This is a genomic window from Paraburkholderia solitsugae, from assembly GCF_013177695.1.
Taxonomy (GTDB): domain Bacteria; phylum Pseudomonadota; class Gammaproteobacteria; order Burkholderiales; family Burkholderiaceae; genus Paraburkholderia; species Paraburkholderia solitsugae.
The window spans coordinates 94,875-120,700 of the sequence record NZ_WOEY01000053.1 but is presented as its reverse complement, the minus strand read 5'-3'; the positions used below and the strand labels follow the sequence as shown (position 1 = coordinate 120,700).

Here is a 25,826-nt window from a genome sequence, read left to right as displayed (position 1 = left end):
CGGCAAGGTCAGGGTGCGATTGCGCGTAAATGCGGTGGGAGAGCGACGCACGCGCTCGGCGAGCGTCGGATCGAGCAGGAAATCGGAGAACTCAGCAAGAAGCCGCGAGGACGCTGGTATTTGAGTTGTATCCGTCAGCGCATCCCGTCTTGAATGCACGTAAGCGCGGTGCGAAGGTGATGCCATCGTAACGACGGAGCAATGCGATGGACGACGCAACGGGAGAGGCCGTACCGACGGGCGCACGACGCCCCCGGCAAGGCGAAGCATTCTGGCGCGAGATGGTCATGGCATGGACCACAAGCGGACTGGGCCTTCGACGTTTCTGTCGTGAGCAGGGGCTCGCCGTCAGTACCTTCGGCCTGTGGCGCAAGAAGCTCTCGAGCGAGCCACGTGCAGAGGCGTACCCGCTCGCGGTCACACCAGACGCTGCATTTATCGTTTCCCATCCGGACGCCGCACCAGTCACTCCGACGCCGTCACTGGCGCTGGACGCTTCGTCGTCTTCACGTGATCACGTGACGTTGTCGCTCGCCGGTGTTCGCATTGAACTGACCGGTGCTCATGCCGAGCGCATCGTGCGTTTCGTGCTCGGACAGCTCGGCGGTACACGGTGCTGATCGCAGCCGATGTTCGTGCGTATATCTGTCGCGACCCGGTCGACATGCGCAAATCGATTGATGGGCTGTCGTATCTGGTCGAACCACTACTTGCCCAGAACCCTGCCTCGGGCAATCTGTTCGTGTTCGTCGGCCGGGACCGCTCGAAAGTCAAATGCCTATACTGGGATCGCACCGGCTTCGCGCTCTGGTACAAGCGCCTTGAACGGGGCCGCTTTCCGTCACCGTTGGCGCTCGCGCAACGCGGCTTCACGCTCGCCGAACTCAACGCCTGGCTCGAGGGCATTGAGATCCCGGCGCGCGAGCCGCATCGCGCCGTCGCGGTGACGCGCGTGAGTTGACTTTGCTCTCGCCTGCGCAGATACAATGCACCCCGATCTTGTAAACGTCGCGCGAGTTGGGCATCATGATAGCCATGCCGCCCACCGCCATCACTGTCGCGGAATTGCCGGTCGAGCCCGATGCGCTGCAAGCCTTCGCGCTCGAACAGAACCGGCTGGCATGCGTGCTGTGGGAACAGCTGGAAGCGCTGCAGCACCAGATTGCCCAGGCGAACCGCGCGCGCTTCGGCGTCAGTTCCGAGCGGCTGGCGGGCCAGGCGGAACTGTTCGATGCCGCCATGGAGTTACCTGTTCCGCCCGAGCCGGCCGAGACTCCGGTCGCGGGCCATACCCGCAAGGGGCGTCCGGCCCTGTCGAAGGACCTGCCGCGCACGCGCATTGAATACGATCTGAACGACGAACAGAAGGCCGCATTCGATTCGCTCGAGCGTATCGGCGAGGAGCGCAGCGAGACGCTGCACTACGAGCCGTCGAGGCTCACCGTCATTGAGCATATCCGCTTCAAGTACGCGGCGAAGAAGGATGGCGAGTCGACCATCGTGACCGCAAGTGCCCAGCCTTCGCCGCTGCCGAAGAGCAATGCGAGCGCGAGCCTGCTGGCCAACATCCTGGTCAACACCTACGTCGATCACCTGCCTTTGAACCGGCAGGAGATGCGCTATGCACGACGTGGTGTGCATCTGCCCCGGGCAACGCTGTGCGAATGGAAGCTGGCGGCAGCCGAACTGCTCGAAGTGCTGCTGCCACCGCTACGGGCTCACCAGCTGCAGGCACCCCGCATGCACGTGGATGACACGACACTGCCATTGCTCGAGAAGGGTCGCACGGCGACGCGCACAGCACGATTATGGGGATACCTGGGCGCGGGCCAGCGCGAGGAGAACGGCGTCTGGGTCGACCACCCGCCGGCGGTCGTGTTCGAGTTCGCGGAATCGCGCTCCGGTTCGCATCCGCTGCGGTACCTGCAAAAGTACAAAGGTTATCTGCAGGCGGACGCGTACAGTGGGCATGACGCGCTCTACGACAGCGGCGACATCGTCGAGGTCGGGTGTTGGGCCCATTGCCGCCGACGCTTCTTCGAAATCGCGAAGGCGCAAAGCAAGCCGGGACTTGCGGCGCAGGCACTGCAGTGGATCGCCCGCCTGTATGCGATCGAGTCGCGGATCAAGGACCAGACGCCTGACATCAAATATGCGGCGCGGCAAACCGAGGCGCTGCCGGTGCTCGCACAGTTCCGGCAATGGCTGGAGGGCAACGTCATCGGTTTGCTCCCGCAGGCGCCGCTCGCCAAAGCCTTCGGTTACGCACTACGCCACTGGCAGGCGCTAATTCGCTATACCGGGAATGGCATCCTGCTGCCAGACAACAACGCGCTGGAGCGCCAGATCAGACCCATTGCAATCGGAAGGGCCAACTGGATGTTCGCCGGCTCGCCGCGTGGCGCTCGAGCGGCAGCCACGATGTATTCACTGATCGGCACGGCTCGCCTGAACAGAATCGAGCCCTATGCGTGGCTTGAGCGCACGCTTGAGCAGTTACCATCGTATCCTTTCAACCGCGTGCACGAACTGTTGCCGCTCGCCCGATAAACACCTTGTCGCCCATGGACATTCTCGACTCGCTTCGGCAGGCGCCCAGCGCCGAGTTGTATCGCCTCTATCTCGCCATCGGCAAAATGCTGGACGACCCGCGACGTATTCTCGAAGTACGTCAACGCTTGCATTTGGGAATGGAGGTCAGTTATATCGGGAGCGATCCGCTCGCACCACCTTCGCATGGAACGGTGGTGGAGTTGCGGCAAACCCAGGTGGTGATCCAGGACAACCAGAGCCGTCAGCGTTGGTCGGTACTATACGCGGCGGTTATCCCCGGCACTGCAAACGGCCCAACTCACACTCCTCCTCCGCCGCCGCGAGCACAACGAGAGGAATTCTTCATTGGCGATACTGTTGGCTTCACCGACAAACATCTGAGTGAGCGAGTCGGCATCATCGTCAGGCTCAACGCGAAAACTGCGTCTATCGCCGTCAATGAATCGGAAGGCCATTGGCGGGTCTCGTACGCTCTATTGCGAAAAATTGTCGACATCTAACCGCGCGATACCGTCAACACGGGTTCCGCTGACGGATACTTTGAGTTCATATCGTTGATTTATCAGTGAGTTATGCGATGAAGTTTACAGGGGCAATGCCTCGTTTACAAGCTCTTTGAGGGCTTAAGTTGAGAGCATTGCCCCGCACAGGGGCAACGCTAATAAACCAATAAAAATTCAAGGAAAGGCCAACGCCGCAGGCAAACAGATACAGGGGCAACACTAATAGATCAATCAGAAAATTAATGAAGAAATCGAGTAAATCACGGCAACAAAAAAACAAAAAACAGCCAAATAATATAAAAGAAACAACAGTCAAAAAAACCCCACAAATCCAAGCCCCGCAGGGCCTAATTGCGGGCAGCAATCACATTCCTCCACATAACGCCAAAAAAATCCAAATCCAAATCAAAATCCAAACCACACTGCATGAAATGCAAAAAACAACACATTTTCCCACTTAAAAACAACATCAAAAACCCAAATGCCACCCAGACAACCAATAAAAACGATTTCAGCTATAGTCGCCATTTTCCAGCCGCCCGCAGGGCAAAAAGAGCCCCAATAAGCCCGCCACCAGGAGTAAAAAAATTGAACGCCCGCGAACCCGCTTTCATCTTCGCTTCGCGCAGCGCACGCCTGCGTCAGATGCTCGTCAGTAACGAACTCGAATTCATGATGGAGGCCCATAACGGCCTCTCCGCCCGTATCGTCCGCGAAGCCGGCTTCAAGGCGATCTGGGGTTCGGGCCTCGCCATCTCCGCCCAATTCGGCGTGCGCGACAACAACGAAGCCAGCTGGACGCAAGTCGTCGACACCCTCGAATTCATGGCCGACGCCAGCGATCTCCCCATCCTCCTCGATGGCGATACCGGCTACGGTAACTTCAACAACGTGCGCCGCCTCGTGCGCAAACTCGAACAACGCGGCATCGCCGGCGTCTGTATCGAAGACAAACAATTCCCAAAAACAAATAGCTTCATCAACGGCGAAGCCCAGCCCCTCGCCGATATGGACGAGTTCTGCGGCAAAATCAAAGCCGGTAAAGACTCGCAGTCGGATGAAAATTTCTCGATCGTCGCCCGCGTCGAAGCACTCATCGCCGGTTGGGGGATGGACGAAGCCCTGCGTCGCGCGGAAGCCTATCGGCAAGCCGGTGCGGACGCGATCCTGATTCACAGCAAGCTCTCGCGCCCCGATGAAATCCTCGAGTTCGCGCGCGAATGGGCCGGCCGCGGGCCGCTCGTCATCGTGCCGACCAAGTACTACAGCACGCCCACCGAAGTGTTCCGCGAGGCCGGCATCAGCACGGTCATCTGGGCGAATCATCTGATCCGCGCAGCGACCTCGGCCATGCAAGCCGTCGTCAAGGAAATTCACTCGAGCGAAACGCTCGTGAACGTCGAAGACAGCATCGCCGCAGTCAACGAAATCTTCCGTCTGCAAGACGCCGACGAATACTCGGAAGCCGAAGACCGCTATCTGTCGAGCGGTCGCGCAGCCGGCGCGGCCGTCGTGCTCGCGGCAAGCCGCGGCAAAGGCCTCGAAGCCGTCACCGAAGATCGTCCGAAAGTCATGCTGCCGATCGCGGGCAAGCCGCTCTTGCGCTGGCTCGTCGATGCGTTCAAGAAGCAGAGCGTCAACGACATCACCGTGGTCGGCGGTTATCGCGCCGATGCGATCGATACGGCCGGTATCAAGCTGGTCGTCAATGAACGTCACGCGCAAACCGGCGAACTGGCGTCGCTCGCCTGCGCGGTCGACCGGGTCGCGGGCGACAAGCTCGCAGGCGACACGGTCATCTCGTACGGCGATCTGCTGTTCCGCAGCTACATTCTGCGCGATCTGGTCGAGAGCGAAGCCGCGTTCAGCGTAGTGGTCGATTCGTCGCTGACCGATGCGGAAAACGCCAGCGTGCGCGACTTCGCATGGTGCTCGGCAGCCGATGATCGCGGCCTGTTCGGCAACAAGGTCACGCTGCGTCACGTGTCGAGCGGGCAGGAAGCAACGTCCGTCATCGCTTCGCAAACGCCGCACGGTCGCTGGGTCGGTCTGCTGAATGTACGCGGCGAGGGCCTTGAGCGTCTGCAAGCGGTCCTCACCAGGCTGCAAGCGCGCCGGGATTTCGATTCGCTCGATATGCCCGCGCTGCTGAATGCGCTGATCGAAGCGGGTGAAGCGATCGAGGTGCAATACGTGCACGGCCACTGGCGCGGCGTGAACGATCTGGAAGACTTCCGTCGTGCCGGCGATTTCGCGCTCGGGCAAGCGCCGTTCGCGGCAGCGGTCAGCAACCCCACGGGCGCAACCCGCGGAGCCGCGCAATGATCGAGGCAGCCGAATTCGTCGAGGCGGCGCGCGAACGCGGTTTCGACTGGTACGCCGGCGTGCCGTGCTCGTATCTGACACCGTTCATCAACTACGTGTTGCAGGACGAATCGCTGCATTACGTCTCGGCGGCCAATGAAGGTGATGCGGTCGCATTGATCGCGGGCGTCACGCTCGGCGCGCAGAACGGCCGGCGCGGCATCACGATGATGCAGAACTCCGGCCTCGGCAACGCGGTGAGCCCGTTGACCTCGCTCACGTGGACCTTCCGTCTGCCGCAATTGCTGATCGTGACGTGGCGCGGGCAACCCGGCGTCGCGGACGAACCGCAGCACGCGCTGATGGGCCCGGTCACGCCCGCGATGCTCGATACGATGGAAATTCCCTGGGAGACCTTCCCGACCGAAGCCGACGCGATCGGCCCGGCGCTGGATCGCGCCATCGCTCACATGGATGAAACCGGCCGCCCTTACGCGCTCGTGATGCAAAAGGGCAGCGTGACGCCGTACGAGTTGAAAGAGGGCCACGCAGGCCCGCGTCGTGTGCCGGTGGCGCCGCGTTCGCAATTCAGGAACGTCGCAGCGAATGAGCTGGCTTCACGTCACGACGCGTTGCAGAAAGTCATCGCGCACACACCGCTCGAATCGACGGTGGTGCTCGCGTCGACCGGATTTTGCGGCCGCGAACTCTATGCAATCGATGACCGTCCCAACCAGTTGTACATGGTGGGCTCGATGGGGTGCGTGACGCCGTTCGCGTTAGGGCTTGCGCTCGCGCGTCCTGACCTGCACGTCGTCGCGCTCGACGGCGACGGCGCCGCGCTGATGCGCATGGGCGCATTCGCGACGCTCGGCGCGTACGGTCCGTCGAATCTCACGCATGTGCTGCTCGACAACGGCGCGCACGATTCGACCGGTGGTCAGGCGACGGTGTCGTCGCAAGTGTCGTTTGCGGGGGTCGCCGCGGCTTGCGGTTACGCGTCGGCGGTTGAAAGCGACGACGTCAAAGTGATCGACGAGCTGTTCGAAACAGCGCCGTCGCCCCATGGTCCGCGCTTCGCGCGACTGGCGATTCGCCGCGGTACGCCCGATGGCCTGCCGCGTCCCACTATCACCCCGCCCGATGTGAAGACGCGCCTGATGCGCCACATCGGCGCCGCTTAAGGAGTGTACTCATGCTGCTGCTCAATCCCGGCCCGGTGACGCTCACCGAACGCGTCCGCAACAGCCTGTTGCAAATGGATCTGTGCCACCGCGAAAGCGAGTTTTTCGACCTGCAGGAAGAGGCGCGTAGGCGTCTGGTCGATCTTTACGGCCTCGACGCCAGCGAATGGCAAGCGGTCTTGATGACCGGCTCGGGCACGGCTGCGGTTGAAAGCATGACCGCCGCGCTGGTGCCGCAAAACGGCAAGCTGCTGGTCGTGGAAAACGGTGTGTACGGTGAGCGTATTTCGCAGATCGCCACGCAATACGGTATCGCGCACGAGTCGCTTAAGCACGACTGGATGCAGGCGCCGGATCTCGCGAAGATCACCGAACGCCTCGACGCGGACAAAGCGTTCACTCACGTCGCCGTGATTCATCACGAAACGACGACGGGACGCCTGAACGATCTGCAGGCGCTCGGCGCGCTGTGCCGCGAACGCGGCCTGCGTCTGCTGGTGGATGGCGTCAGCAGCTTCGGCGCGGAAGCGATCGATTTCGCCGACACCAGTCTCGACGCTGTCGCGGCGACCGCGAACAAGTGTCTGCATGGCGTACCGGGTGCGTCCTTCGTACTGGTGCGGCGCGCGGCGCTCGCGCAGGCGGCGAGCCGCACGTATTACCTGGACCTCGGGCGCCTCGCGCGTTTGCAGGACCAGCGCAATACGCCGTTCACGCCGTCGGTCCATGCGTACTACGCGCTGGTCGAAGCGCTGCGCGAACTCGCTGACGAAGGCGGCTGGCGGGCACGACACGCGCGTTACGCAGCGCTTGCCGAACAGGCTCGCGCGGGTCTGGCTGAGCGAGGCATCGGTAGTGTGTTGCCGCCGGAGCAGTCGTCGGTGGTGCTGCGCGCGTATCGCTTGCCGGACGGCGTGTCGTATCCGCAACTGCACGACTCGCTGAAGGCGCGCGGTTTCGTCATTTATGCGGGTCAGGGCGGGTTGTCGGCCGAATTGTTCCGTATCTCGACGATGGGCAACATCCACGCCGCCGACATTGACCGTCTCCTGCAAGGCTGTACCGAGCTGACACGCTAAAGCACGCGCTCACTCACACGCTCATTCACGCGTCCGGTGACAACCGCGGCGGCGTCACACCGGGTCTTTGTCCGGCGGCCCATCGGGCCGCTGCGGCTCCTCGGTGTGATGACCGGGCGACGGCGGCACAAGCGGATCGGCTTCCGGGTCCCGGTTCGGATCGGCATTCGGGTCGGGAATCGGGCTGGTATGCATGTCGTAGCTCATTGCGTTACCTCTTTGAGTCAGGAATAGGGCTCAAAAGCGGGCTCAAAAGCGGGCTCAAAAACGGGCTCAAAAACGGACCGAAAAGCGGGCCTGAAAAGTGGGTCGAGGCGCGGGCGGTACGCCCGGTCGAATGCGCATAAACGCCGACCGTTTCCTTCTAGCGTAGGCGATCCAGCACGCTGTGCGTCCCTTACTTTTTCCTGCGGTGGCCCACGCTCAATTGCCAGTAACGTTCGGCAGCGAAAACATCGTCGTAATCGCCCGCGCCGAACGCGCGCAGTTGGCTTTCGTAGGCGTTGACCGCTTCGCGTTTGAGCTGCGTGCGGCGCGGGAGGTCAATCGTATGGCCTGCGCTCGGATAGGCCGGCGTCGCGACGATGCCGCGTTGCGCGAGGTCGGCGAGCCGCGCCTCGACGACACCCGCCGTGCGGCGGTGAATCGCGTCCTCATAAGCGAACCACGTGAGATGCGACAGGCGCGGCAGGATTTCGCAGCAGGCTTCGAACACGCGTACGTGATCTTCGTGTTCCAGCCCGAGCGGCATCAGCAGCGTGTTCGCGGTCGTGCGGTAGATGGTCTCTTCAAGCGCCGCCGCCAATCTGGCGATCGACGGCGAGTCCATATATTGGCCGTCGCGAAATGGCATGCGCAGCGGAATCGCGTCGAGCACCTCTAGCGCGAGGTTGTCTTCGACCGTGCGGGCGTGGATGGCCTGATGGGCGCTCGTGAAACCCGACTTTTCATCCCATTCGGTCTGCATCTCCTGCTCGGGCGGTGCGGCAAATACCGTGCAGACTGCGGCGTCAGGATGGGCGGCGAGTAATGCGCCGCAACTGAAGACGGCGTCGTCGAAATGGGGCGAGACGATGAAAAGGCGTGGGCTGGTTTCGCTCATAGGGCGTGGGGTGGTTTCGAAACGCTCGGGGCCGCCCTCGAAGCTTCGATATTGCGCGAGACAATCTTGCTGGATTGGCGGCGTCACATCAGCTTAGGTGGAATTGGCGCGGCTTGTGTAACCGTTTTGATCGACGCAAACCACATGCCTGGGTGGGCTGATTCTGCCGTGGCTTCCCGCAGAAGCTCACCGCTATGCATTTGGCCTATCCCGAACTTGCTCACCTTTGGCCGGCGTGCTGTCGGGCGTGCATCGCGCACTCGTCACCGCTCAGATACGAGCGGTTAGCCTGATTAATCGCTCGCCTGTGAGCGTTACGTTTTTGCTCATGCTGGCTACGCGCCGCCGGCCGCCAGCACCGCCGCGCGGCTGAACGCCGTCGCAATGGTCGCTACGATGTCGTCGCGCAACCTCGCGTCGGCCGTTCTTAGCGCATACGACGGATGCCAGGTCGGTACGATCAGGCGCCCGTCGAGGGCGATGGTTTGACCGAGGTATTCCGACAGATTGACGTGCGCGCCGGCCAGCGCTTTCAGCGCGGTTGCGCCTAGTGTGACGACCACGCGTGGCGCAATCCGCGCCAGTTCTTTATCCAGCCAGTATTGGCAAGCCTCGACTTCGCGCCGCACGGGGGTGCGATGGACGCGCTGCTGGTCGAACGTTTCCCATTTGTAATGCTTGACGGCATAAGTCAGATACAGCGCCTTCCGCTTCAGGCCGGCGCGCGCAAGCACGGTGTCCAACAGTTGGCCGGCAGGGCCGGTGAAGGGTTCGCCATGCTGGTTCTCGTACTCGCCCGGCTGTTCGCCGACCACCATGATCGCCGCATGGGCGGACCCGGCGCCCGCAACCGCCTGTTTCGCGTTGCGCCATAACGCGCAGCGCCGACAGGTGGCGAGCGGGCCAGTGGGTTCCTGCAAGGGCGGTGTCATCGCCGAATACTCGACTGGCGGCGTGGGTGGGACGGTGACGGGAGCGCTTTGCGCGCCGAGACGACTGCGCTCGCGTGCGAGCCGCGCGGGCAACGGTGGACCCGCAGGCGGCATTCTCCAGTAGCGCAGCGGCACGGGCGACGGCGCGCCATTGAAGGCGCTGGCGTAATACGCGAGCCAGAGCGCTTCGGTGGGCGTGCTGGTGATCGCTTCGCCGGTCATGGCGCTTTCCGATAAAGCGTGCGCGGCTTGCTCGTGTTCCTCCGCTGCCGGCCGGCCGATGCGCAGCAGCATGCCGTTCCAGAACGCCGCGCCGTGCGGCGTGGCCAGCATCCACGTGGAATCGCCCATGCGCTCGGCGAACCGCGCGGCGGCGCGCTCCAGCAGGTCATGATGCGGCTCGTACCAGCCGACGAATTCCGGCAGACCCATCGACGGATCGCGCCGCCTGAACAGCGTGAGTATCACCAGGTCGTCGGTTTCGTGTTCGACCGCCTGGATGCGTTGATCGAGCAACGCGCCGTCGGGGTCGTTCAGGGCGAGAACGTGGCGTTCGCCGTGGGTCCAGCGCCACAGGATGCGGTATAGCAGCGCCCAGCGGTCCGGCGCGCGGAAGCAGGCAGCCGTCTTCAGCCGGAAGAGGAGTTCACGGGGAATGGCGGGCGCGGCGAGGGCGGCAGGGGTGCCTATGTCGGAGGCACTTGCCGTCGCGGGTTCGGACTCGCTCTCGGGCGCGCCTCGCGCAGCCACGCTAGACATGCCTGCAGTACCTGATGTTGTCGAAAACCGCGCATCTTGCCCGACGGCCGAATCGTTGTCGTTGCCATTGTCGGCGTTGCCATTGCAGACTGACGCTTCGCCTTGCCCCTCGGACTCAACCCACTCGATCTGCGACGGCTCGACACCTTGCCGCAGCAGCGCCCGCGCGGCGCGCCGCCATACGGCGAAAGACGGTTCGATTGGAATGCGTTTCATGCTGACGCGCCGTGGATGCGCGCAGCGTCATGCCGTCATGCGCCAATCCACGCGTTCAAAAATACTGTATGGATATACAGTATGCGCCCAAACGCCGGCCTGGATCAAGCCCGCCGGTTCGCAGACGGCGCCGTCCCGCTCAAGCTACACATTGCGTAGATCTTCCGGCGTATCCACGTCGCGCAGAATCCCGGGGTCGTCGACGTCCAGCCGCATCACACGCTGCGACATCAACAACGCGCGCGCGCCGGTGTCGCCGTCGAGCGTCATCAGTGCGTCCCGATGCTCGATGCCGAAGCCCACCGGATGGCCGCGCTGTCCCTGATAAAACGGCGCGACGATTGAAGCGCCGCCGTCGAGCGCACGCGCCACCGCTTCAATCGTCGTGGTGGCGATGCGCGGCATGTCGGCGAGCGCGACGATCCAGCCTTCAGCGTCTTCGCTGGCTTCGATGCCGGCGGCGAGGCTCGCGCCCATGCCGCGCTCGGCGTCCGAGGCGAACATGACGTCACAACCGGCGTCGTTCAGGAGGCGGGCGAGGGCGTCCGAGCCCGGCCGCACCACCGCCAGCACATGCGAGACGACCCGCAGTAGCCGGTGCGCGGCTTCGTGCGCGACTGGCGTGCCGTCGGGCATGAGCGCGAGCAGCTTGTTGTGCCGGCCGTCCGGGTCGAAGCGCGAGCCGAAGCCGGCGGCGAGCAACACGCCAGTGGCAAGCGAGGCGTAGGCCATGGGCGGGCACCGGTAGAAAGAATGAAACCGATTGTGCGATGCAACGCACTGGCAGGCAAGCGGCAATGTATCGGCCGAGGCGTGCCGTCATGCGCGGCAGTGCCCGTACAATGAGCCGCTTACCTCATATCAAAGGGGATTTTCATCGCCATGAAGCGCCTCGACGAAAATGCCGCGTTGATCCTGATCGACCTGCAAAAGGGCATTCAGTTTCCGAAGCTCGGCCGCCGCAACAATCCCGACGCCGAACACCATCTCGCGGCCTTGCTCGCCCACTGGCGCGACACCGCTCGGCCTGTCGTGCACGTGCGCCACATTTCCCGTGAGCCGGACTCGGTATTCTGGCCGGGGCAGAGCGGCGTCGAGTTTCAAGCGGCGTTCGAGCCGAACGGTCACGAGCATGTCGTCGAAAAGAACGTGCCCGATGCGTTTGTCGCGAGCGGACTCGAACGCTGGTTGCGCGCCCGGCAGATCGATCAGGTGGTGATCGCGGGCGTGATCACGAACAACTCGGTCGAAGCCACCGCGCGTACGGCCGGTAACCTCGGCTTCACCACGCTGGTGGCGGGCGACGCAGCCTTCACGTTCGACATGCGCGATCTGAACGGCCGCATGTGGGCCGCCGAGGATATTCACGCCCTGTCGCTCGCAAACCTCGCGATGGATTATGCGGAGATCGCTACCACCGCCGAGATCGTCGGCCGCGCGTCACGCGCTTAGCGCGTAAGCAGCGATTCGGTCCACGCAGGCAGCGCAACCGCACCGCATGCGCGGCGGCGCTTATCCACGTGCCCCATCACACCTGCATCGTCCCCATCACCTTATCGAGCGTCACCGGCAGATCGCGCACGCGCACGCCGGTCGCGTGATACACCGCATTCGCGATCGCCGCCGGCACGCCGGTAATGCCGATCTCGCCGATGCCGCGCACGCCGAGCGAGTTGATGTAGGGATCGGGCCGATCGATGAACGTGATGTCGAGCGAACCGATGTCGGCATTCACCGGCACGTGATACTCGGCGAGATTCGCGTTGGTGAAGCGCCCATAGCGTGTATCGAGCGAGGTCTCTTCCTGTAACGCCGCCCCCACGCCCCACACGATGCCGCCCATCAACTGGCTGCGCGCTGTTTTCTCGTTCAGCACGCGCCCCACGTCATACACACCGACTACGCGTGGCACGCGAATCGTGCCGAGGTCGGCATCGACATGGACTTCGGCGAACACGGCACCAAACGAGTGAAGCGAGTACTTCTGCCTCTCGTCGCCGGGTTTGACCGTCGAGGTGGCTTCGATCGGCTTGCCGCCTGAGCGCGCGATGATCGCCGCCGCCGGGTCGCGCTTCGCCGGTTGTGAGCGGCTGATGACCCAGCCGTTTTCCACCGTGATGTCGTCGAGCGCGATGCCGTGCACCGGCGAGGCCTCGTCGGCGAGTGCCAACGCGATCAACTGGCTGCGCACCTGGGTCGAGGCATCGCGCACGGCCGGCGAGACGCTCGCCGCCGATTGCGAGCCGCCCGAGCCCGGGGCTCTCGGCAACGACGAATCGCCGAGCGCGAAGTGGATGTTTTCCGGCGCGAAGCCGAGTGCATCGGCGGCAACCTGGGTCATCACCGTATAGGTGCCGGTGCCAAGATCCTGGGTGCCGGAGGCGACCATGGCGCTGCCGTCCGGCAGAATCCGCGCGATGGCCGCGGCTTCGCTGCGGTTGGCCGGATAGGTGGCAGTGGCCATGCCCATGCCGATCAGCGTGGTGCCGTTGCGCATCGAACGCGGCGCGCCGGTTCGCCGCGACCAGCCGAATTTCTCCGCGCCGATCTGATAGCACTCGCGCAAGGACTTGCCCGACCACGGCTTGTTTTCCTGCGGATCGGACTCGGCGTAATTCTTGATGCGCAGCGCGAGCGGGTCCATCTTTAATGCCGCAGCGAGTTCGTCCATTGCCGATTCGAGCGCGAACGAGCCGGTTGTCTCGCCGGGCGCGCGCATGAAGGTTGGCGTGCCGAGATTCATCGGCACGATCCGGTGCGTCGTGACCTGGTTAGGCACGGTGTACAACATGCGCGTGACCATGCAGCAGGTCTCGGTCCAGTCTTCGAACATCGACGTGTTCGAAATGCTGTCGTGGCGTATCGCGGTCAACGTGCCGTCGTGCCGCGCGGCAAGCGTGAGATGCTGCTCGGTATGCGGACGCGCGCCGACGGGCCCGAACATCTGCGGCCGTTCGAGTACGAGGCGCACCGGACGCCCGGTCTGTTTCGCCGCCATCGCGCACAGCGACACGTGCGACCACGACGATCCCTTACAACCGAAGCCACCGCCGATAAATGGCGAAATCACGCGCACGTCGCCGGGTGACATGCCGAAGGTTCGGGCGACCGCCTGCGCCGCATTGCTCACACCTTGCGTCGAGTCGTAGAGCGTGAGTTGCGGGCCGTCCCAGCGCGCCATGGTGGCGTGCGGCTCCATCGGGTTGTGATGCTCGATCGGCGTCGTGTAAACGGCGTCGACGTGGACCGTGCCGCTGCGCATGCCGTCCTCGAAGCTGCCGCGTTGCGTGTCGGTGATGCGGCCTTGCGGTCTATCGGGCGCATGTCCGTTCGGCTTCGCCTGCGCGAAATCGAGTGTCGCGGCGCTGCTCTGGTAGGTGATGCGCAACTGATGCGCGGCATCGGTGGCATGTTCGAGCGTATCGGCGACTACCACCGCGACCGGTTCGTTGTTGTATTGAATCTGGTTATCCTGCAACAGCGACAGGTGCCTGCCGCCCGGCGGCGCCAAGCCGGGCTTGCCGCCATTCGGCAGGCGCGGCGCGTTCTGATACGTCATCACCAGCAGCACGCCTGGCAACGCCTGCGCGCGGCTCGCATCGATCGACGTAATCGTGCCGCGCGCAATCGTGCTGGTGACGAGCACCGCATGCGCGAGCCGCGCCTCGGGGAACTCGGCGGCGTAGCGCGCTTCACCGGTGACTTTAAGCAGACCGTCGATGCGGTCCATGGGTTGACCGATCAGGTTCACGCGACACCTCCAGTGCGGCCTGCGGCCTGGTTCACTGCGCGCACGATCGCGCGTTGCGCGAGCTGCACCTTGAAACGATTGTCACGCTGTGGCCTCGCATCGCGTAACGCGGCGGCCGCGGCGTTGTGCAGCCTCGTCTGCGTGAGCGGCTGGCCGTTGAGCATCTGCTCGGCGGTGCTTGCCCGCCACGGTTTGTGCGCGACGCAGCCCAACGCGATGCGCGCAACTCTCACGTGGTTGCCGTCCATCTGCAATGCAGCGGCCACTGAAACCAGCGCAAATGCGTAACTGGCGCGGTCACGCACTTTCAGATAGTGCGAGTTCGCGCTGAACAAAGGGGGCGGCAAATCGACGGCGGTAATCAACTCGCCCGGCTGCAAGCTTGTATCGACATCGGGCCGGTCACCGGGAAGCCGATGAAACTCCGCAAACGGAATCGTCCGCTCGCCCGCGGGACCAGTGACGCGCACGACGGCGTCGAGCGCGGCGAGCGCCACGCTCATGTCCGACGGGTTTACGGCGATGCATTGCGGACTCGCACCGAAAATCGCCTGCATGCGGTTGTGGCCTTCGAGCGCCGCGCAGCCGCTGCCTGGCATGCGCTTGTTGCACTGCGTGAAGGCGGTGTCGTAGAAGTAGCCGCAGCGGGTGCGCTGCATCAGATTGCCGCCCACGGTGGCCATATTGCGCAGTTGCGGCGAGGCGCCGGCCAACAAGGCTTGCGACAGCAGCGGATATTGTTCGCGCACCAGCGAGTGATTGGCGGCGTCGCTGTTGCGTACCAGGGCGCCGATGCGGAGGCCGCCGTTCGGCAGCGTGGTGACCGTATCGAGTCCGCTGATGTGCGTGATATCGATGAGCCGCATCGGCCGCGCCACGCCGCCTTTCATCAAGTCGAGCAGATTGGTGCCGCCGCCGATGAACATCGCACCCGGTTGCTGCACTGCGCGCACGGCGCCGGCGACATCGCCGGCGCGTTCGTAAGAGATCGCATCCATGCTGGTCGCTCCGTCAGGCGTTGACGCGGTTATTGCTGCTGCCGTTGCTAATGGCGCTGCTGCCGCTGGCGCTATTCTGCCCACCGCCCTCATGCACGGCGCGCACCGCTGCGACGATATTCGCGTACGCGCCGCAGCGGCAGATATTGCCGCTCATGCGTTCGCGGATTTCGTCGTCGGAAAGTTGCGCCGGACGGCGGCGGACATCGGCGGTCACGGTGCTGGCCGTGCCGTTGCGGAATTCGTTCAGCAGGGCAGTCGCGGAACACAACTGCCCGGGCGTACAGTAGCCGCACTGGAAGGCATCGTGTTCGATGAAGGCTTGCTGCAATGAACTTAGCGCGCCGTTGCTGGCGAGTCCTTCAACCGTCGTGATGGCCTCGCCTTCATGCATCACGGCAAGTGTCAGGCAGGAATTGATGCGGCGGCCGTCGGCGATCACCGTGCAGGCGCCGCATTGTCCGCGGTCGCAGCCTTTCTTCGTACCCATCAGGCCCGCGTATTCACGCAACGCATCGAGCAAGGTCACGCGCGGTTCGAGTTGCAGCGTGTAAGCGCGGCCGTTGACGGTTAGTGTGACCGGGCGCGCCGGCACCGGTGCATGCACCTCGGCGGGCGGCGGCGCGGCCGGCGTTTGGGTTTGTGCGCGCAGATGCGGCGCCGCGCCGACGGCGGCAGCAGCAGCGGCAGCCGATTGCAGGAAGCGGCGGCGCGAGGGTTGGGGTGGGGCGGCGTCGGGCTCGTCGGCCGAATCCTGACGATCGTTCTTCGTGGACATGACGGTTTGCTGGCTCCATTGAAAGGTCAATGCAGGCATGGCGACATGCGGGTAACCGACACGCGGGTAACCAACGTGCGGATCCCTGATGCGTCGGTATCCGAAGCGTCGCCGTCTAGCTCATCACACTCAGCAATTTCGATGCCGTTGCGAATGCAACAGGTTGTCGACACAGCGCAACGGGGCCGCCGAGACCCGCCAGTGAGTCACGGCGTATCGGATCGAATCGGGGAGAGCGCAACTGAAAACGCAGCAGCGCGTGTCAATTACCGACGTTGCACTTAACGAACGAGAAAGTAAAGATGCGGAGGCGTCTTCTTTCCAGGCGAAAAAAGAAAGACTGTTTTGCGTGGGACGATGAGTCCGCCCAATCAGACGTCGGCCCAGCGGCGCAGCAGATTGTGATAAATGCCGGTGAGACTGACCACGGTTGCATCGTTCGAACCTTTTTCGGCGGCCAAACGTTGCACGTCGTTGTCGAGTTGAAACAGCATGGCGCGTTCGCCGTCGTCGCGCACCATGCTCTGAATCCAGAAAAACGACGCGACTCGCACGCCACGCGTCACCGGGCTCACGTGATGCAGGCTCGAAGCAGGGTAGAGCACCATATCGCCGGCCGGCAGCTTCGAGCGATGCACGCCATAGGTGTCTTCGATGCAGAGTTCGCCGCCGTCGTAGGACTCCGGCTCAGCGAGAAATAGCGTGGCCGACAGATCGCTGCGGATGCGGAAGTCGGTGCCGCGCAACTGGCGGATCGCGTTGTCCACATGCGTGCCGAAACCGTCGCCGCCTGCGTAGCGGTTAAAGAGCGGCGGAAAGACTTTCAGCGGCAATGCCGCGGAAAAGAAGTGCGGATTGCGGCCGAGCGCGTCCTGAATTGCATCGCCCATCGCGCGCGCGGCGGGGGACCCTTCGGGCAATTGCTGGTTGCGCTTGGCCTGCGCCGACTGTTCGCCGGAAGTCGCATTGCCGTCGATCCATGACGCCGCGTCGAGGACTTCGCGGCATTGCGCGACCTGTTGTTTGCTGAGTACGCCTTGCAGATGCAGCATCATGCGCGCACCTCTTCATTGATTTCTTCAGCCAACACACGAAATGCATCAATCGACGAAGCGGCCAGCCACGCCTGCATCTTCGCGATAAACGCCGCCGTCGCCGTGTGGGGCACACGCCGCAACCATGGCAGCGCGGCTTCGATCTCGCCACGCCCGGCCAGTAGCCGTGCATAGTTGAACTGACCGCGAAAATCGCCGCCTACCGCTGCGCGCCGGTAATAGTCGAGCGCGATGCTTGCGTCGGCATCGACTGCCCAGCCGTCTTCGTAAAAGCTGCCGATATAGTTGAGCGATTTCACGTGACCCATGTCGGCGGCGCGCCGGAACCACTGCAGCGCCTGCGCACGATCGCACGCCACACCATTGCCGAGCGCCAACGCCGACGCGTAGTTATACATGCCCCAATCGAGTCCCGCCTGCGCCGCGAGCCGGTACCAGTAGACCGCCACCGGCGCGCACGCGGTGATTCCCCAACCGTGTTCGTAGCAGCGGCCCAACATGTTCATCGCCATCGGATGATCCTGCCGGGCCGCATGCTTGAACCAGGTCAACGCTTCTTCGGCATTGCGTTCCACACCGTGACCGTCGAGCAGATACTGGCCGTACACCGCCTGCGCTTCGACGATGCCGTTGTGCGCGGTGGCCGCCACCCATGCGGCGGCTTGGGCGGGCGGCCCGGAGAGAATCGCGGCCAGTTCGTCATGCGAGACGCTCGCCAGCGCCTTCAGCGTCACCTGTTCCATCATGCCGTGCTTAGTAATGCGCGTTGAGCGTCAGGAAGGCGGAGCGCCCGGCTGCGATCGACGCATAGTGCGCCGGATACGCCTGGTCGTAATACGTCCGGTTGAAGATGTTCTGCACGTTCAGTTGCAGGTCGACCTTCTTGTTGATCCGGTACATCGCCATGCCGTCGAAGCGCCAGTACGACGGCACTGCGCGCAGATTCGCCGTGTCGCCGTACACTTGCGACATGTAGAACGCGCCGCCGCCGATCGTGAACTTCGGCAGGACGTCGTAGTTGGTCCACAGGCTGATGCTGTTCTTCGGCGTGTTCGGGAACTGGTGGCCGTTATCCGACGTGGTCTTGCCGTTGTCGCGCAACTGGCTCTTCATGTACGTGTAGCCGCCGAACACTTGCCACTTGTTCGTTAGTTGCCCGGCCACGCCGAATTCGAAACCTTGCACGCGCTTGTTGCCAACCATCGCGTATTCGTTGTTCGGCAGCGTGACACGTGCGTTGGTCGTGTCGATCTGGAACAGCGCGCCCGTCAGCGAGAGGTGGTTGTTCAGCACATTCCACTTGGTACCGAGCTCGATGCTGCGGTTCTTTTCCGGGGCGAGTTGATCCGCGTTCGCACCGACACCGCCACGGCCCGGCGTCAGCGATTGTGTTTCGCTGCCCTGGCCGAGCAGGGCACCGGCCGGCGTCGACGAGGTCGCGATCGACGCATACACGCTGCCGTTCGAAGCCGGCTTGAAGACGAGGCCGAACTGGTAGTTGAACAGCGTGTCGTCGCGCGAGGTGCGCTTGCCGCCGTTGGCCACCGTGTTGCGGAGATCGGTCGAGTAATCGTCGACGCGCAAGCCGACGTTGGCCTGCCAGCGCCTGGTAAGTTCGATCGTATCGAACGCATACAGTGATTTGGTGGTGGTGCGCTGCTGGGTCGGATCGTTTGTCTGCTTGACCGAGCCGGCCCGCGGATCGTTCGGATTCGGCGACCACAGGCTCGTGCAGTTATAGCCGGACGCCGCACCGATACCCTTGGTTTTGCAGATTGCGCCGGTGGCAGCGGCCACGGTGTACGAATCGTTCACGCTGGATTCGCGCGATAGTTCGAGGCCTGTGGTGAAGCTGTGCTTCAGGACGCCGGTCTTGAACTCGCCGAACAGTTCGGTCTGGTTCGCGAGGCTGTAGACGTCGCTGGCGCGCGTATTCGCGCGGCGCCATACCATGCCGTTGACGACGTTGCCCTGGCTGTCGTCCGGCTGCGTCCAGATGTAGTCCTGAGTGGACTTCGTATAACGCGTGGTGTTGCGGATCGTCAGGTTGCTGTTGATGTCGTGTTCGATGCGCACCGTGCCGACGTCCGAGGTCGTCTTGCGGAAATCGCGGTCGATCAGGCCGTAAAAGTTGTGACGGTCCACGTTCGCCGGATAGATCGTGTCGACATTGGCCGGCTTGTTGGTGGTTGTGTAGAAGTATGGAATACCGCCATCCGGCAGGTCGTCGGTCGTGAGGTGGTAGTAGCTCGCCGTGACGCGGGTTGGCGTGCCGAGACCGTAGGTGAACGACGGCGCGATGCCCCAGCGCTCGTTGTTGACCGCGTCGCGGCCGGCCACGTCGTTGTTGTGGCTCATCACGTTCAGCCGGAATGCGGCGTGATCGGCCATTTGCCAGTTGCCGTCCGCGGTGAAGCGGCGATAACGGTCGGTGCCGAGCCCTGCGCTGCCGTCGGCGGAATTGCCCAGATGCGGCGTCTTGGTGATCAGGTTGATGCTGCCGCCCGCGCCGCCGCGGCCGCCGTAGGCGCCGTCCGAACCCTTGGTCACTTCGACGCTTTCGACATTGAACACTTCACGGGTGGTCGCACCGATGTCGCGCATGCCGTCGACGAAGGTGCTGCCCTGGGCGTCGTAGCCGCGAATGAACGGCCGGTCGCCGAGGGGATTGCCGCCTTCGCCGGCACCGAAGGTGATGCCCGGCACCGTGCGCAGCGCTTCCGTCAGCGTTGAGGCGCCCGTGCTCCTGATCAACTCCTGCGGAATCACGGTCACGGATTTCGGCGTATCGACCAGCGGCGCGGTGAATTTGACCGAGGCTGAGTGGTCGGTCTTGAAGCCGTCGTCCGCCTGGCCTTGCACGGCGATTGGCGCGAGCTGGCTTTCCTTGTCGGGCGGTGGCGTGCCGGGCGTGCCCTGTGCGAGGGCGGGGCCGGCCGCCAACATGCTGCACAACGTCGTGCTGATTTTGCCGAGCTTCGGTTCGTCGGACCGCAACTTCATTTCTATCCCCGTTCTTGAGTGCTGGTGACCGGGCGCGCAACGCGTTCCTTACCCAGGTATTCCATGTTTATTACAAAGTGTTTTCGGCGTGCATTCTATGCAATCCAGTTGTAATTGAGAAGCGTTCTCATCAAAAATCTTAAAATGTGACGCTGAGATGAATGTGTCAATTGGGTGGGTTAGCGTCTGAATCGACGAAAATGGGCGGCGAAAGGGTGGGGTTGGCGACTTCTGGGTGCGCGGGGGGCTGTGCGCCTGTCGCTCGATTGGTTCTTGCGGCGCGTGATGCGCCTTTGCTGAGCGAAGGGCGGACTGAGTCCGCCCCCACTTCTTACTGTGCCGCCAACTCGGTCAGCGTTTCCCGCAGCCACACGAGTGCCGGATCGGCCTGGTTGCGCGGATGCCATCCCGCGTACAACGTGAAGCCGCGCGCGTCGAACGGCAGCGCAAAGATATCGAGTTGATCGATGTAGCGTGCCGCGAAGCGCGACGGCAGGGTCGAAACATAGTCGGTTTTCGACAGCAACTCCGGCACCAGCGTGAAGTGCTGGACCGACAGCGCGACGCGCCGCTCGCGGCCGAGTTCGTCGAGATGCTCGTCCATGAAGCCGTGAAAGCTGCCGCCGCTGGTCGACACCAGGACGTGATCGAGCGCGCAGTAGCTGTCGAGGTCGAGCGGGGCCGTGCCGCGCGGATGGCCCTTGCGCTGGACGAACACGAAGTGCTCGTCATAGAGCTTGCGGGCTTTCATCGACGGCGGAATCATCCGGTCGGAACCCAGCAGCAGGTCGATCTCACCGCTTTCGAGCCGCGACGCGGCGGTGGGCTGATCGCCGATCACGAACGCGACGCGCACACCCGGCCCCGCAGAACTCGGCAGGCGCTCCATCAGGCGCATGCCGAGCACCACGGTGGCGTTGTCGTGCGCGGCGATCACAAAGCGCCGAAGGTCGGTCAGAGGATCGAAGGCGGGCTGGTGGCGCACCACCGCTTCGAGATTCTTCAACGCTGCATGCAGCGGCGCCATCAACTCCAGCGCCCGGGCCGTGCGCGTCATGCCGCGCCCGGTTTCGGCGGGCAGCAATAGCGGATCGCCGAAGATCTGTCGCAAGCGCGAGAGTTGCGTGGAGACGGCCGGTTGTGTCAGATGCAACCGCTCGGCCGCACGCGTGACGTTCGACTCGGCGAGTAGCGCGTCGAGCGAAACCAGCAGATTCAAATCGATGCCGCGTAAATCAATCATGTTGATGGGTCGCATATGAGTAATTGATTTCTAGAATACGTACCACGCTTCTATAGTTCAACCACCGAAACGAACTGAGGAACATCAACATGAAAGCCTGGATGCTCGATGAACCCGGCAAGCCGCTGGCCTTGCGCGACGTAACCCAACCGCAGCCGCGCCGGAATGCGGTGCTGGTGCGGATGGAGGCGGTGCCGCTGTTGAGTTACACGCGCGACTATGTCGAAGGGAAGTTGGGGTATGCGTGCCCGCCGGGACCGTTTTCGCCTGGTACCAATGGCGTTGGCCGGATCGTCGCGGTCGGCGAGGGCGTGGTGGCGTTTCGTGCCGGTCAGCGGGTCGCCGTGAATCCGTACTGGATTGCCGACGAAACGGTGCGCGAGCCGGCGCAAGGGCTGTTAGGGCTCACCGCCATCAGCGCCGACAGCGCTGCGCTGCTGGCTGAGTTTCCGCACGGCACATTGCGCGAAATGGCCGAATTCCCGGCGTCGACGCTAATCGCGCTGGACGGTCTGGAGGACGTCGATGCCGCCCGGCTCGCAGTGCTGGGCAAATTCTCGGTGCCGTTCGGTGGTTTGCGACGCGGTCGTCTGTCAGCAGGCGAAACGGTGGTGGTCAACGGCGCGAGCGGTTACTTCGGATCGGCGGCTGTGATCGCAGCGCTGGCGCTCGGCGCGAGCAAGGTCGTCGCGCTCGGCCGACGCCCGGAACCGCTGCAAGCGCTGGTCGAGCAAGGCCGTGGGCGGGTGGTGCCTGTCGTGTTGACTGGCGACGTCGCGCAAGATACAGCGGCGATTCGTGCCGCAAGCGGTGGCGGCGTGGACCTCGGGTTCGACATGGTCGGCCACGCCACCGACGCGAACGCGACGCTGGCCGCATTGCGCAGCCTGCGCCGCGGCGGGCGGCTCGTGCTGATGGGCAGCATGCAAGTGGACTTGCCGATTACGTACCAGGAGATGTTGTTGAACAACTGGGAATTGATCGGCCACTTCATGTACACGCGCGCTGACTATCTCGCGCTGGTTTCTCTGGTGGCGTCGGGGCAGATTCCTCTCGAGGCCGTCGAATTGAAGTCGTATCCGTTTGCTGAACTGGAGACGGCAATCGACGCGGCCGGCCGTATGTCGGGTCTGCAATGCACGGTCGTGGAAGGCAAGTCCCGCGAGGCGTGGGGTTGAGTGCGACGCGCTGCGCTATAAGTCGGGCGCGCGCTCCGGATGTCGAAGTCGCGAATGATTGCGACCGTAGATCCCATAGATGGCGAGCCCGATCACGAGCCAGACGAAGAGCCGTAACCACGTGATGAGTGGCAGCCCGACCATCAGCAGCAGGCAAAACAGAATCCCGAGGATCGGGATGACCGGCACGCCCGGCGCGCGGAACGGCCTCGCGGCGTCCGCGTCGCTGCGGCGTAGATAGATCACGGCACCGCAGACGAGCACGAACGCGAACAGGGTGCCAATGCTGACCATCTCGCCTAACACGTTGATCGGCGTGAACGCCGCCACAACCGCGACGATGGCGCCGATCATCATCTGGCTCAGATGGGGCGTTTGCAGACGCGGATGAACTTGCGCGAACAGGTGCGGCAGGAGGCCATCCTGTGACATCGTGAAGAAGATGCGGCTCTGGCCATACAGGAGCACGAGTATCACGGTCGTCAAGCCGGTCAGCGCGCCGATCTTGATGAGCACGGAAAACCAGGTGACGCCGATCACATCGACGCCTTTCGCGATCGGATCCGGGACGTTGAGCTCGGCATACGGAACGAGTCCGGTCAGCACGCCCGCGACCGCAATGTAGAGCACCGTGCAGATCACCAGCGAGCCAAGAATGCCGATCGGCATATCGATTTGCGGCTTGCGTGCCTCCTGGGCCGCGGTGGACACCGCATCGAAGCCAATGAAAGCGAAGAACACGACGGCCGATCCGCGCAGAATGCCGCTCGCGCCGAAATTGCCGAATTGGCCGGTATTCTGCGGAATGAACGGATGCCAGTTAGCCGGATGGATAAAGAAGGCGCCGATCGCAATGAACGCCACCACCACGGTCAGTTTGATGGCCACCATGATGTTATTGAGCCGCGCCGACTCCTTGGTGCCGAGCACGAGCATGGTGGTCAGCACGGCGATAATGAAGACCGCCGGCAAATTGACGATACCGGCCACCGTGCTGCCATCGGCGCGCGTGACCGTGGTGCCGGGTGCAGCCGCCAGGGTGGGCGGAATGCTGATCCCGACGTTGTGCAACAGGCTCACGATGTAGCCCGACCAGCCGACCGCAACGGTCGCCGCACCCATCGCATACTCGAGGATCAAATCCCAGCCGATGATCCATGCGAATAATTCGCCGAGCGTGGCATAGGTGTAGGTATAACTGCTGCCGCAGACCGGCAGCATGGCAGCCAGTTCGGAGTAGCAAAGTCCGACAAAGGCGCAGGCAATCCCGCCGAGGACAAACGAAAGAATGATGCCCGGCCCCGCAAATTGGGCTGCGGCCGTGCCCGTCAGAACAAAGATGCCGGCGCCGATGATCGCGCCGATACCCATCGCCGTAATGCTGAGCGCGCCCAGCGACTTCGACAGATGGCGTTCACCGCCCTCAGCGCTTGCGACAATATCCGCGACGGACTTGCGCGCCATATAACTCGTGTCGGCCATGATAAGTCGTCCAGTTCGTATGTTGGTGAATCCGGAATCGCATCGATTCGTGACGCACTGCAATAAGCGACTGCGTTTAAGGCGACTGCTTTAACGGCGACTGACACTGTTGGTGTTGCGGTAGAGGAGGGAACTGACGAATTCAGTCTAGTCTGGATTTAATCGGGTGTGGGCTGAAGTTCGGTGCTGCGCTGACCAAAACGGCCTTGCGGGCGAGCCGCAAGGCCGTCTTTTTATGATCGTCGAATCCTGATCAATCGATGCCGTGAAACACCGCATCGTCCGGCCCAAGATAAGCAGGCGGGCGCCACGCGGCATCGCGCATCGAATGCTGGACCAGCTTTTCCACCCCCAGCAGCACCGCGAAAATCGCCATCCGCACCGGGATGCCGTTATCGGTTTGCCGGAAAATCGCGAGGCGCGGATCGTGATTCAGATCGACGCTCAGATCGTTCGCGCCCGGCCGGCTGTCGCGCGGCAGCGGGTGCATGATCAGCGTATCGGCGCCGCATACGCTGTCCATCAGCGCCTGGTTGATCTGGAAATCCGGGGTATAGCCTTCGAACGATTCGTCGGTGAAGCGCTCTTTCTGGATCCGCGTGGCGTACACCACATCGGCGCCGCGCAGCCCGGCGGTCAGATCGTGGGTCTGCTCGATCACGTGGTCGTTGCGCGAAATCTGCTCGATGATGTAGCTCGGCATTTCGAGCATGGGCGGCGAGATCAGCGTGAACTTGATGCCGCGATACAGCGCCAGCAGCTTGACCAGCGAATGCACCGTGCGGCCATATTTCAGGTCGCCGACCAGCGCGATATGCGCACCGTCGACGATCTTGCCCAGCCGCGAGAACTCGCGCTGGATCGTGTACAGGTCGAGCAGCGCCTGGCTCGGATGCTCGCCCGGGCCGTCGCCGCCGTTGATCACCGGCACGTTGGTGGCGCGCGCGAATTCGGCCACCGAGCCTTGTTCCGGATGGCGGATCACCAGTGCATCCACATAGCCGCTCATCACGCGACTGGTGTCGTAAATCGACTCGCCCTTGGCCATCGACGAGAACGTGAAGCCGGTGGTATCGCACACCGAGCCGCCGAGCCGGCAGAATGCCGCGCCGAAGCTCACGCGAGTCCGCGTGCTGGCCTCGAAAAACAGGTTGCCGAGCACCGCGCCTTCGAGCACGCGGGAGATTTTCCGGCGCCGCGCGATCGGCTGCATGATGTCGGCCACGCGAAACAGCGCCTCGACCGAGTCGCGCGAGAACTGATCGACCGACAGCAACTGTGGCTTGCCTTCGAACAGCATCTGGCTAGCAAGCGACTGCGAATCTACGCTTTGCGTATACTTTTCGCCCGGTTCGCCGTGCACCACGATTTCCGACACGAAACGCTCGACGATCTCCGGCATGGCCCGCGATTCCTGCGAATCGTCCGGCAACAACCACGTGTCGAGCGCGCGGCGTGATACGCCAATGCGGCTCGCGAACGTCTCGCGGGTCATGTTCATGCGACGCATCGCATCGCGCAGGAAGGCTTGTTGTGGAACGCTCATGCGGTCACCTTGTCGGAGTGGGTTGCGTACCGGCTATGTACGCGGTGCGTATATTAGTTTCCCTGTCGTAGAAGTCAAGCAATTTTGCGCGTTTGGCCAACCGTTTGGCCAACCCGCTTTGCAAACCTTGGCCGGACGCGGTTACACTGCGTTGCATGCA

23 protein-coding genes are annotated in these 25,826 nt (G+C 63.1%); 10 read left to right on the top strand and 13 right to left on the bottom strand.

The window, feature by feature from the left end; genetic code table 11:
* Positions 1-206 precede the first annotated feature (206 nt).
* From tnpA to GNZ12_RS13305, 8 genes are all read left to right on the top strand, one after another.
* Positions 207-620, top strand: coding sequence for an IS66 family insertion sequence element accessory protein TnpA (gene tnpA / locus GNZ12_RS13340; protein WP_172310679.1), 414 nt, complete (start codon positions 207-209; stop codon positions 618-620).
* Positions 614-961 carry an IS66 family insertion sequence element accessory protein TnpB gene (gene tnpB, locus GNZ12_RS13335; protein WP_201788172.1) on the top strand — a complete coding sequence of 116 codons (348 nt, stop codon included), beginning with the start codon at positions 614-616 and terminating at the stop codon, positions 959-961. The genes tnpA and tnpB overlap by 7 nt, the downstream gene beginning before the upstream one ends.
* Positions 962-1,026: 65 nt before the next feature.
* Positions 1,027-2,550 (top strand): IS66 family transposase, encoded by a 1,524-nt coding sequence (tnpC, locus tag GNZ12_RS13330; protein ID WP_172310764.1) that lies wholly within the window; start codon positions 1,027-1,029, stop codon positions 2,548-2,550.
* A 14-nt stretch (positions 2,551-2,564) separates the two neighbouring features.
* The gene (locus GNZ12_RS13325) at positions 2,565-3,053 is read left to right on the top strand and encodes a hypothetical protein (RefSeq protein WP_172310763.1); all 489 of its coding nucleotides are present in this window, start codon (positions 2,565-2,567) and stop codon (positions 3,051-3,053) included.
* Positions 3,054-3,298: 245 nt separating this feature from the next.
* The gene (locus GNZ12_RS13320; RefSeq protein ID WP_172310762.1) at positions 3,299-3,517 is read left to right on the top strand and encodes a hypothetical protein; all 219 of its coding nucleotides are present in this window, start codon (positions 3,299-3,301) and stop codon (positions 3,515-3,517) included.
* 127 nt (positions 3,518-3,644) lie between these two features.
* Positions 3,645-5,381, top strand: a complete 1,737-nt coding sequence (gene aepX / locus GNZ12_RS13315) for a phosphoenolpyruvate mutase (protein ID WP_172310761.1) — start codon at positions 3,645-3,647, stop codon at positions 5,379-5,381.
* Complete coding sequence (gene aepY, locus GNZ12_RS13310) at positions 5,378-6,544, top strand: phosphonopyruvate decarboxylase (protein WP_172310760.1); 1,167 nt, start codon at positions 5,378-5,380, stop codon at positions 6,542-6,544. The genes aepX and aepY overlap by 4 nt, the downstream gene beginning before the upstream one ends.
* A gap of 11 nt (positions 6,545-6,555) precedes the next feature.
* Positions 6,556-7,623, top strand: coding sequence for a 2-aminoethylphosphonate aminotransferase (locus GNZ12_RS13305; RefSeq protein WP_172310759.1), 1,068 nt, complete (start codon positions 6,556-6,558; stop codon positions 7,621-7,623).
* Between the two features lie 54 nt (positions 7,624-7,677).
* Here GNZ12_RS13305 and GNZ12_RS13300 read toward each other — a convergent pair whose 3' ends face one another.
* The 4 genes from GNZ12_RS13300 to GNZ12_RS13285 form a co-directional block, all read right to left on the bottom strand.
* Positions 7,678-7,818 carry a hypothetical protein gene (locus GNZ12_RS13300; protein ID WP_165924003.1) on the bottom strand — a complete coding sequence of 47 codons (141 nt, stop codon included), beginning with the start codon at positions 7,816-7,818 and terminating at the stop codon, positions 7,678-7,680.
* 202 nt (positions 7,819-8,020) lie between these two features.
* Positions 8,021-8,725: a PIG-L family deacetylase gene (locus tag GNZ12_RS13295; RefSeq protein ID WP_172310758.1), complete on the bottom strand. Its 705-nt coding sequence runs from the start codon at positions 8,723-8,725 to the stop codon at positions 8,021-8,023.
* 335 nt (positions 8,726-9,060) lie between these two features.
* Positions 9,061-10,632 (bottom strand): UdgX family uracil-DNA binding protein, encoded by a 1,572-nt coding sequence (locus GNZ12_RS13290; RefSeq protein WP_172310757.1) that lies wholly within the window; start codon positions 10,630-10,632, stop codon positions 9,061-9,063.
* A gap of 144 nt (positions 10,633-10,776) precedes the next feature.
* Complete coding sequence (locus tag GNZ12_RS13285; protein ID WP_172310756.1) at positions 10,777-11,364, bottom strand: nucleotidyltransferase family protein; 588 nt, start codon at positions 11,362-11,364, stop codon at positions 10,777-10,779.
* A gap of 150 nt (positions 11,365-11,514) precedes the next feature.
* On the opposite strand from GNZ12_RS13285, the gene GNZ12_RS13280 reads away from it, so the two are divergent.
* Positions 11,515-12,084 carry a cysteine hydrolase family protein gene (locus tag GNZ12_RS13280; protein ID WP_172310755.1) on the top strand — a complete coding sequence of 190 codons (570 nt, stop codon included), beginning with the start codon at positions 11,515-11,517 and terminating at the stop codon, positions 12,082-12,084.
* Positions 12,085-12,160: 76 nt separating this feature from the next.
* Here GNZ12_RS13280 and GNZ12_RS13275 read toward each other — a convergent pair whose 3' ends face one another.
* The 7 genes from GNZ12_RS13275 to GNZ12_RS13245 all read right to left on the bottom strand — a co-directional run bounded on the left by GNZ12_RS13275 (position 12,161) and on the right by GNZ12_RS13245 (position 21,460).
* Positions 12,161-14,383: a xanthine dehydrogenase family protein molybdopterin-binding subunit gene (locus GNZ12_RS13275; RefSeq protein WP_172310754.1), complete on the bottom strand. Its 2,223-nt coding sequence runs from the start codon at positions 14,381-14,383 to the stop codon at positions 12,161-12,163.
* Positions 14,380-15,381, bottom strand: a complete 1,002-nt coding sequence (locus GNZ12_RS13270) for an FAD binding domain-containing protein (RefSeq protein WP_172310753.1) — start codon at positions 15,379-15,381, stop codon at positions 14,380-14,382. Before GNZ12_RS13270 ends, GNZ12_RS13275 begins: the two co-directional genes overlap by 4 nt.
* 13 nt (positions 15,382-15,394) lie before the next feature.
* Positions 15,395-16,159 carry a 2Fe-2S iron-sulfur cluster-binding protein gene (locus GNZ12_RS13265; RefSeq protein WP_172310752.1) on the bottom strand — a complete coding sequence of 255 codons (765 nt, stop codon included), beginning with the start codon at positions 16,157-16,159 and terminating at the stop codon, positions 15,395-15,397.
* A 371-nt stretch (positions 16,160-16,530) separates the two neighbouring features.
* A complete protein-coding gene (locus GNZ12_RS13260; RefSeq protein WP_172310751.1) occupies positions 16,531-17,214 on the bottom strand; it encodes a Fe2+-dependent dioxygenase in 684 nt (227 codons plus the stop codon).
* Complete coding sequence (locus tag GNZ12_RS13255) at positions 17,211-17,957, bottom strand: tetratricopeptide repeat protein (RefSeq protein ID WP_172310773.1); 747 nt, start codon at positions 17,955-17,957, stop codon at positions 17,211-17,213. Before GNZ12_RS13255 ends, GNZ12_RS13260 begins: the two co-directional genes overlap by 4 nt.
* 10 nt (positions 17,958-17,967) lie before the next feature.
* Positions 17,968-20,217 (bottom strand): TonB-dependent receptor, encoded by a 2,250-nt coding sequence (locus GNZ12_RS13250; protein ID WP_172310750.1) that lies wholly within the window; start codon positions 20,215-20,217, stop codon positions 17,968-17,970.
* A 331-nt stretch (positions 20,218-20,548) separates the two neighbouring features.
* Positions 20,549-21,460: a LysR family transcriptional regulator gene (locus GNZ12_RS13245; protein WP_172310749.1), complete on the bottom strand. Its 912-nt coding sequence runs from the start codon at positions 21,458-21,460 to the stop codon at positions 20,549-20,551.
* 89 nt (positions 21,461-21,549) lie between these two features.
* Here GNZ12_RS13245 and GNZ12_RS13240 point away from each other — a divergent pair, with 89 nt between their 5' ends.
* A complete protein-coding gene (locus GNZ12_RS13240) occupies positions 21,550-22,638 on the top strand; it encodes a zinc-binding dehydrogenase (RefSeq protein WP_172310748.1) in 1,089 nt (362 codons plus the stop codon).
* 15 nt (positions 22,639-22,653) lie between these two features.
* Here GNZ12_RS13240 and GNZ12_RS13235 read toward each other — a convergent pair whose 3' ends face one another.
* Both GNZ12_RS13235 and GNZ12_RS13230 read right to left on the bottom strand, forming a co-directional pair.
* Positions 22,654-24,120 carry an amino acid permease gene (locus GNZ12_RS13235; protein ID WP_172310747.1) on the bottom strand — a complete coding sequence of 489 codons (1,467 nt, stop codon included), beginning with the start codon at positions 24,118-24,120 and terminating at the stop codon, positions 22,654-22,656.
* Between the two features lie 253 nt (positions 24,121-24,373).
* Complete coding sequence (locus tag GNZ12_RS13230) at positions 24,374-25,666, bottom strand: aspartate carbamoyltransferase (protein WP_172310746.1); 1,293 nt, start codon at positions 25,664-25,666, stop codon at positions 24,374-24,376.
* Between the last annotated feature and the right edge of the window lie 160 nt (positions 25,667-25,826).

Excerpts from the sequence above, each read along its gene's own strand:
- aepY (WP_172310760.1), top strand. The coding sequence starts at position 5,378 with ATGATCGAGGCAGCCGAATTCGTCGAGGCGGCGCGCGAACGCGGTTTC.
- GNZ12_RS13230 (WP_172310746.1), bottom strand. The coding sequence starts at position 25,666 with ATGAGCGTTCCACAACAAGCCTTCCTGCGCGATGCGATGCGTCGCATG.
- GNZ12_RS13285 (WP_172310756.1), bottom strand. The coding sequence starts at position 11,364 with ATGGCCTACGCCTCGCTTGCCACTGGCGTGTTGCTCGCCGCCGGCTTC.
- tnpC (WP_172310764.1), top strand. The coding sequence starts at position 1,027 with ATGATAGCCATGCCGCCCACCGCCATCACTGTCGCGGAATTGCCGGTC.
- GNZ12_RS13290 (WP_172310757.1), bottom strand. The coding sequence starts at position 10,632 with ATGAAACGCATTCCAATCGAACCGTCTTTCGCCGTATGGCGGCGCGCC.
- GNZ12_RS13300 (WP_165924003.1), bottom strand. The coding sequence starts at position 7,818 with ATGCATACCAGCCCGATTCCCGACCCGAATGCCGATCCGAACCGGGAC.
- GNZ12_RS13270 (WP_172310753.1), bottom strand. The coding sequence starts at position 15,381 with ATGGATGCGATCTCTTACGAACGCGCCGGCGATGTCGCCGGCGCCGTG.
- GNZ12_RS13235 (WP_172310747.1), bottom strand. The coding sequence starts at position 24,120 with ATGGCCGACACGAGTTATATGGCGCGCAAGTCCGTCGCGGATATTGTC.
- GNZ12_RS13250 (WP_172310750.1), bottom strand. The coding sequence starts at position 20,217 with ATGAAGTTGCGGTCCGACGAACCGAAGCTCGGCAAAATCAGCACGACG.
- tnpA (WP_172310679.1), top strand. The coding sequence starts at position 207 with ATGGACGACGCAACGGGAGAGGCCGTACCGACGGGCGCACGACGCCCC.
- GNZ12_RS13320 (WP_172310762.1), top strand. The coding sequence starts at position 3,299 with ATGAAGAAATCGAGTAAATCACGGCAACAAAAAAACAAAAAACAGCCA.
- GNZ12_RS13245 (WP_172310749.1), bottom strand. The coding sequence starts at position 21,460 with ATGATTGATTTACGCGGCATCGATTTGAATCTGCTGGTTTCGCTCGAC.
- GNZ12_RS13325 (WP_172310763.1), top strand. The coding sequence starts at position 2,565 with ATGGACATTCTCGACTCGCTTCGGCAGGCGCCCAGCGCCGAGTTGTAT.
- GNZ12_RS13280 (WP_172310755.1), top strand. The coding sequence starts at position 11,515 with ATGAAGCGCCTCGACGAAAATGCCGCGTTGATCCTGATCGACCTGCAA.
- GNZ12_RS13240 (WP_172310748.1), top strand. The coding sequence starts at position 21,550 with ATGAAAGCCTGGATGCTCGATGAACCCGGCAAGCCGCTGGCCTTGCGC.
- GNZ12_RS13260 (WP_172310751.1), bottom strand. The coding sequence starts at position 17,214 with ATGATGCTGCATCTGCAAGGCGTACTCAGCAAACAACAGGTCGCGCAA.
- GNZ12_RS13265 (WP_172310752.1), bottom strand. The coding sequence starts at position 16,159 with ATGTCCACGAAGAACGATCGTCAGGATTCGGCCGACGAGCCCGACGCC.
- GNZ12_RS13295 (WP_172310758.1), bottom strand. The coding sequence starts at position 8,725 with ATGAGCGAAACCAGCCCACGCCTTTTCATCGTCTCGCCCCATTTCGAC.
- GNZ12_RS13305 (WP_172310759.1), top strand. The coding sequence starts at position 6,556 with ATGCTGCTGCTCAATCCCGGCCCGGTGACGCTCACCGAACGCGTCCGC.
- GNZ12_RS13255 (WP_172310773.1), bottom strand. The coding sequence starts at position 17,957 with ATGGAACAGGTGACGCTGAAGGCGCTGGCGAGCGTCTCGCATGACGAA.